General features: G+C 35.2%; 7 protein-coding genes, 1 tRNA gene and 1 pseudogene. 8 read left to right on the top strand and 1 reads right to left on the bottom strand.

All coding sequences use genetic code 11. The annotated features are described in order from the left end of the window. Positions 1-162: 162 nt before the first annotated feature. The 5 genes and pseudogenes from trxA to ACIQ2S_RS09820 all read left to right on the top strand — a co-directional run bounded on the left by trxA (position 163) and on the right by ACIQ2S_RS09820 (position 3,461). Positions 163-480 (top strand): thioredoxin, encoded by a 318-nt coding sequence (gene trxA, locus ACIQ2S_RS09840; RefSeq protein WP_396175466.1) that lies wholly within the window; start codon positions 163-165, stop codon positions 478-480. Positions 481-697: 217 nt separating this feature from the next. Continuing rightward, positions 698-1,483, top strand: a pseudogene (locus ACIQ2S_RS09835) (SDR family NAD(P)-dependent oxidoreductase). 121 nt (positions 1,484-1,604) lie between these two features. Further along, positions 1,605-2,531 carry a DUF58 domain-containing protein gene (locus tag ACIQ2S_RS09830; RefSeq protein ID WP_396175464.1) on the top strand — a complete coding sequence of 309 codons (927 nt, stop codon included), beginning with the start codon at positions 1,605-1,607 and terminating at the stop codon, positions 2,529-2,531. A gap of 85 nt (positions 2,532-2,616) precedes the next feature. Beyond that, positions 2,617-2,690: transfer RNA gene (locus ACIQ2S_RS09825), tRNA-Asp, on the top strand. Between the two features lie 198 nt (positions 2,691-2,888). Next, a complete protein-coding gene (locus ACIQ2S_RS09820) occupies positions 2,889-3,461 on the top strand; it encodes a pseudouridine synthase (protein ID WP_396175470.1) in 573 nt (190 codons plus the stop codon). Positions 3,462-3,464: 3 nt separating this feature from the next. On the opposite strand, the gene ACIQ2S_RS09815 is transcribed toward ACIQ2S_RS09820, so the two are convergent. Next, entirely contained in the window at positions 3,465-3,941 is a 477-nt protein-coding gene (locus ACIQ2S_RS09815) for a TspO/MBR family protein (protein WP_396175462.1), read from the bottom strand. Between the two features lie 84 nt (positions 3,942-4,025). Between ACIQ2S_RS09815 and ACIQ2S_RS09810 the strand changes: the two genes are divergently transcribed. The 3 genes from ACIQ2S_RS09810 to ACIQ2S_RS09800 form a co-directional block, all read left to right on the top strand. Continuing rightward, positions 4,026-5,114, top strand: coding sequence for a diphosphomevalonate/mevalonate 3,5-bisphosphate decarboxylase family protein (locus ACIQ2S_RS09810; protein WP_396175468.1), 1,089 nt, complete (start codon positions 4,026-4,028; stop codon positions 5,112-5,114). A 33-nt stretch (positions 5,115-5,147) separates the two neighbouring features. Continuing rightward, positions 5,148-6,086 carry a mevalonate kinase gene (locus ACIQ2S_RS09805; RefSeq protein ID WP_396175460.1) on the top strand — a complete coding sequence of 313 codons (939 nt, stop codon included), beginning with the start codon at positions 5,148-5,150 and terminating at the stop codon, positions 6,084-6,086. Between the two features lie 76 nt (positions 6,087-6,162). Continuing rightward, positions 6,163-6,635 (top strand): UbiA family prenyltransferase (locus ACIQ2S_RS09800; RefSeq protein ID WP_396175458.1); only part of this gene is annotated, 473 nt, incomplete at its 3' end.

Here is a 6,635-nt window from a genome sequence, read left to right as displayed (position 1 = left end):
CGAGTTAGAAAAGTTAAATCTTGGGTTTCGTTTGAACTAACCATCAATTACCCACATACATTCATAGTCAAAACTAATTTTCAATTAACAACATATTTAGTTTTAAATTTTTAAATTTGCATTGTTAATTATAAGAACATTAATCAATAAAAAATATAAAAAATGGCATTAGCAATAACAGATGCTACTTTTGATGAAGTAGTACTAAAATCAGATAAACCGGTAGTAGTAGATTTTTGGGCAGCATGGTGTGGCCCGTGTAGAATGGTTGGTCCGGTTATCGATGAAATCGCAACAGAATATGAAGGAAAAGCGGTAGTTGGCAAAGTGGATGTAGATGCAAATCAAGAATTTGCAGCAAAATACGGTGTACGAAACATTCCAACAGTATTGGTTTTCCAAAACGGAGAAGTGGTAGGAAGACAAGTGGGAGTAGCTCCTAAAAAATCGTATACAGATGCAATTGATGCATTGTTATAATAGATTTTAGATTTAAAATTGGAAGGTTCAGCGAAAGTTGAACCTTTTTTTATGCTGAACTTGTTTCAGCATCTAATTTGCTTGTACTGAATTTATTTCAGTATTTCAGCATCAAACAAATTCCATACGAAATTTCCAAAATAAAGAAATTCAATAATATTAAGTATCTTTAATTCAAATTATTGAACAGCAATAGATTAATAAAATTTACTTTCGTATGAATTTTCAAAATCAAATCGTTTGGATTACCGGAGCATCTTCAGGAATTGGTCGTGAGTTGGCTTTAGAATTTGCCCGCAAAGGAGCAACCGTTGCAATTTCGGCCCGACGGATGGATCTCTTAGAACTTTTAGTAAAAGATATTGAATCCAACGGCGGAAGTGCAAAAGCATTTCACTGCGATGTTTTAGATTCAAATAGTATTTAACAATGTGTCCAACAAATTATTTCAACTTTTGGAAAGCTAGACATAACCATTGCAAATGCCGGTTTTGGTGTGGAAGGTAAAATTGAAGCGTTAACCGACTCCGATTGGAACAGACAATTAGCCGGAAATGTAACCGGTTTGGCTTTAACATGTAAGTTTGCAATGCCTCATTTACGAAACACAAAAGGCCAGATTGTTTTATTAGGAAGTGTCGGTGCATTTCTTCCCAATCCAAATGTCGGAGCATACGGAGCTTCCAAAGCCGCTGTTCATTCCATCGGTGAGACTTTGCAAGTGGAATTATTGGGAACCGGCGTGAGTTGCACTACAATTCATCCGGGTTTTGTAGAAAGTAATATTACCCGAATTGATAATCAAGGTCTTTTTCACCCGGAGGCGAAAGATCCTCGTCCGGCCAATTTACTATGGAAAACCGACAAAGCCGCCCGAGTAATGATTCGAGCAATTGCGAATCGAAAAAAAGTTTTTGTCTTTACAGGTCATGGCAAAATTGCAGTATTTTTAGCGAAGTTTTTCCCATCGATTGCCCGGAAGATTATTGCCAAAGGAGCTTAATTCAATGTGCGTTCACTAGCATAAAATTTTTATAAAATTATAAGAACCATCGATAAGTTCCATTTTGATTGGTATATTTGGTTCTGCGATGAATGTTGTCCATGTTTTTAGATAATTTACCATGAATCTCGAAAATCAAATAGAAAAAGTATCCAAGTTCCATCACTTGGAAATGTTAGCCAATCAAGTGGTTGAAGGTTTTATTTCCGGGATGCATAAATCACCTTTTCATGGCTTTTCTGCAGAATTTGCTGAACATAAAGTCTATAATTCCGGCGAAAGCACCAAGCATATCGACTGGAAGCTCTATGCTAAAACCGATCGATTGTATACCAAACGCTATCAGGAGGAAACCAATCTCCGTTGTCATTTGATTATCGATCATTCTTCGTCGATGCACTTTCCTAAGTTGAAAGAACATGAGCCTTTTTATGAAAGTAAAATTGGATTTTCAGTTTTGGCTTCTGCCGTTTTGATGAATTTGCTAAAGAAGCAGAGGGATGCAGTAGGATTAAGTGTCTATTCGGACACCTACGAATATTATGCTCCTGAAAAAGGAAGTGATCGTCATCACCGAATGTTACTGAATCAGTTGGAGCAGTTGATGGAGAATCCTCGAGTAACTAAAACGACAGATACAGTGACCTTTTTACATCAAATTGCTGAAAAAATGCACCGTCGTTCGATGATTATTTTGTTTACAGATATGTTTCAATTGGGTGATGAAGAAGCACTTTTCAATGCTTTACAACATTTAAAACACAATAAACATAAAGTTGTACTGTTTCATGTAATCGATGAAAAACGAGAATTGCATTTTAATTTTGATAATGCTCCACGTAAGTTTATTGATGTGGAATCAGGCGAAGTAATTAATCTTTTTGCAGATTCAATCAAAGAAAACTACGAAAGGAATGTAAAAGACTATTTTAAAAAAATAGCGATGAAGTGTGCTCAAAATAAAATTAAATATGTTCCGGTGAATGTTGGGTCTGATTTTGAAAAAATAATGACTACATATTTGGTTGAAAAACAAATGTTTGGGTAATAGCAAGTGATTAAGTCCAAAAAAAGAAAAAAAACACTTGTAGATATGAAATTCAATTGTATATTTGCAACCGCATTAAAGCGATGGTTTGGTAGTTCAGTTGGTTAGAATACCTGCCTGTCACGCAGGGGGTCGCGGGTTCGAGTCCCGTCCAGACCGCAAAATTGGGAAAAGCGATTCAGAAATGAGTCGCTTTTTTTCCCAAAAACAAAATTTAAGACAGTTGTGTTGTTTTGTTCATCGAAAGATGAACGTGGTTTAGTAGTTAGACCGATGGAAAGCTTTTCGCTTTATTCTGAATTTATTTCAGAACGAGTGAATGGCTTTTTTGTTTTACAGCCATTTCATTTTAATAGTATGAGTCACAAACATTTCATTATTCACAAACCGTATGGTTATCTCAGTCAGTTTATCTACGAAATGAAGCGTACAAAAAAACTATTGGGTGAATTGTATGACTTCCCGGAAGGAACAATGGCTATCGGACGTTTGGATGAAGATTCAGAGGGACTTTTATTATTGACTACAGATGGTATGATGAGTGAAATTGTCCGAAGTAAAAAAGTTGAAAAAGAATATTGGGCACAAGTTGATGGAATCATCACCCAAAAAGCGGTTGAACAGCTTCAAGAGGGTGTAATTATAGGTTTTAAAGGAACCAAATACAAAACTAAAAAGTGTCTGGCAAAATTGATTGAAAATCCCAATTTTCCTCTTCGATCTCAAAAAATTCGTGACGATAGACATGGACCCACCTCATGGGTTTCTATGACATTAACCGAAGGGAAGTTTCGACAAATAAGAAAAATGACCTCGGCTGTTGGGTTTCCCACTTTAAGATTAGTCAGGATTAGAGTGGGAAATATTCATCTTGGTACATTACAATCCGGAGAAGTTCAGGAAGTAGAAAATATAATTGAAATTATTTAGCGTTTATCTATTCAACCACCAAATACTCCCATTTAAAATCGTTGCAAAACCCACCCAAAGCAAATATGGAATCATCAACTTGGCTGCTATAGGATCTATAGGTTTGAATTTTTTGATAGTTTCAAAAATCAATAGTCCCAGTAAAAGTATTTCTATTAAAGCCAATAAAATATTGTTTAATCCGAAGAACAGAAAACTCCAAATTGCATTTAAAATCAATTGAATCGTAAAAAGTAGCAATGCGTTTTTTACCAACTCGGGCGACTGACTTTTCTTATCCCAAATCAATCCGGCACTCACACCCATCATTGCATAAAGAATCGTCCAAACCGGAGCAAATATCCAATTGGGCGGATTGAATACAGGTTTTATCAAAGTGGGATACCAAGTTTCTATCGATGATTGTGTTGCCATTCCGGACGCATAACCCACCAATAAACAAACAATTACAGCAACAATAATTTTTACAGCTTTTGACATGATTGATTTTTTTCAAAAGTAAGAATTTCATTTCCTAATTAAGCTACTCCACCAAAAAATGTATCTTTGCCAAAAAAAGAAAGTATGTTGTCTACTTCCCATTTTGTGCCGAAAGACTACCCAAACACCGTTGAAAAAGGAAGTTTTGAATGGTCGGCACCAAGTAATATTGCTTTAGTCAAATATTGGGGTAAAAAAGAACATCAGATTCCCGCTAATCCGTCGCTGAGTTTTACGTTGAAAAACTGTAAAACCATCACCAAACTTTCGTTTCAAAAGATTCAAAAAGGGACTGATTTTTCTTTTGAATTATTGTTTGAAGGAAAACCCAAAGAATCGTTTCGACCAAAAATTCAGAAATTCTTTGAGCGAATGGAAAGCTATCTTCCTTTTTTAAAAGACTATCATTTTATCATTGACACGCATAATACGTTTCCGCATAGTTCAGGAATTGCTTCTTCGGCCTCCGGAATGGCTGCGTTGGCGGTTAATTTAATGAGTTTGGAAAAGCAATTAAATCCGGAAATGACTGAAGAGTATTTTAACCAAAAAGCCTCTTTTTTAGCACGTTTAGGTTCCGGAAGTGCTTGTCGAAGCATCAACGGATCGGTTGTTATTTGGGGAAATCATGAAGGTTCTGAGGGTAGTTCTGACCTTTTTGGAATAGAATACCATTCCATTCACCCCAATTATATCAATTGTCAGGACACTATTTTATTGGTTGATAAAGGCGAAAAACAAGTGTCGAGTACGTTAGGTCATGACTTGATGAACGGCCATCCATTTGCAGAACAACGTTTTCAGCAGGCACATCTAAATGTAACCCGAGTTAAGCAACTTTTGAGCGGAGGAAATTGGACTGATTTCATATTATTGGTTGAAAGCGAGGCACTTACGCTACATGCAATGATGATGACGTCGATGCCGTATTTTATATTGATGAAGCCAAATACATTGGAAATTATTAATAAAATATGGAAATTTCGAGCAGCTACCCAAACGCCCGTTTGTTTTACTTTAGATGCAGGAGCCAACGTTCATGTGCTATATCCCGAAAACGTTCGCGAAGAAGTTTTGCAATTTATTAAGAATGAATTAGTTGTCCATTGTCAAAACGAACAGTATATTTGTGACGAAATGGGATACGGAGCAATTCAACTTAACAAATTTTGATTATCTTTACCCAACTTTAATAGAAAAGTTTACATGAAAGGACCACTTTTTTACTCAAAAATTCTTCTCTTTGGAGAATACGGAATTATTAAAGATTCAAAAGGACTTTCCATTCCTTATAATTTTTACAAAGGAGCGTTAAAAGTAGAAGAGAATCCTTCTGCCGAAGCAATTAAATCTAATCAAAGTTTAGAGCGTTTTGCCGCTCATTTGGAGCAATTGCAAAAAGAACAACCCGAATTGGTTCAATTTAACACCAAAGAGTTACAAGCAGATATCAAACGCGGAATATATTTTGATTCGTCAATTCCACAAGGTTATGGAGTGGGCAGTAGTGGTGCACTGGTAGCCGCTATTTATGACAAATATGCACAAAATAAAATCACGGTGTTAGAAAATTTAACTCGTGAAAAATTATTGCAGTTAAAAACCGTTTTTGCCGCAATGGAATCTTTTTTTCACGGCAAAAGTTCCGGTTTAGATCCATTAAACAGTTATTTAAGTTTGCCCATTTTAATCAATTCCAAAGATAATATCGAGCCAACCGGCATTCCAATGCAAACAGCTAATGGAAAAGGAGCTGTATTTTTATTGGATTCCGGAATTGTGGGAGAAACGGCACCGATGGTAAACATCTTTATGGAAAACTTAAAAGATCAAGGATTCCGAAAAATGCTTCAAACACAATTTGTTAAACATACCGATGCTTGCGTAGAGAATTTTCTGCAAGGCGATATTAAATCACTTTTTTCCAATACAAAAAAATTATCAAAAGTTGTTTTGAATAATTTTAAACCGATGATTCCAGAGCAGTTTCATACCATCTGGCAAAAGGGAATTGACACCAATGATTATTACCTAAAATTATGCGGATCCGGCGGCGGCGGTTATATTTTAGGTTTTACACAAGACCTTGAAAAAGCAAAAGCATCGTTGAAGGACTATAAGTTGGAAGTGGTTTATCAATTCTAAATCAATAATTAAACAGCAAAGTATTTTGCTATTTAAATCTACTATGGAGTTATCCAGAAAAAATAGATTGATTTTTATGAAAATAATCAGTTTATTTTCGGTGGTTCGAGGGTACAATATTCCGGTAATCATTTTAGCACAATACCTAGCTTCCATTTTTATTTTATCTTCTGAAAAAAGGGCATTGGATGTCATTTTAGACTTTAATTTATTTATTATAGTTCTGGCATCTTCCTTAACAATTGCATCGGGTTATATCATCAATAGTTTTTACGACAGTCAGAAAGATTTAATTAATAAACCCAACAAAACAATGTTGGATCGTTTGGTTTCTCAAAAAACCAAATTGCAAGTGTATTTCGGACTTAACTTTTTTGTTTTTCTAATTGCTTTTTTGGTGTCATGGAGAGCTGTGCTGTTTTTTTCAGTGTATATTTTCCTTATCTGGTTGTATTCACATAAAATTAAAAGATACCCGATTATTGGAAACATCATGGCTTCTTTATTGGCTATTTTACCTTTTTTTGGTATTCTTTTATATTATCAGAA

This window comes from Flavobacterium sp., assembly GCF_044371705.1.
Classification (GTDB): Bacteria; Bacteroidota; Bacteroidia; order Flavobacteriales; family Flavobacteriaceae; genus Flavobacterium.
The sequence above is the reverse complement of the archived record's forward strand: the minus strand, read 5'-3'. Positions and strand labels throughout refer to the sequence as shown.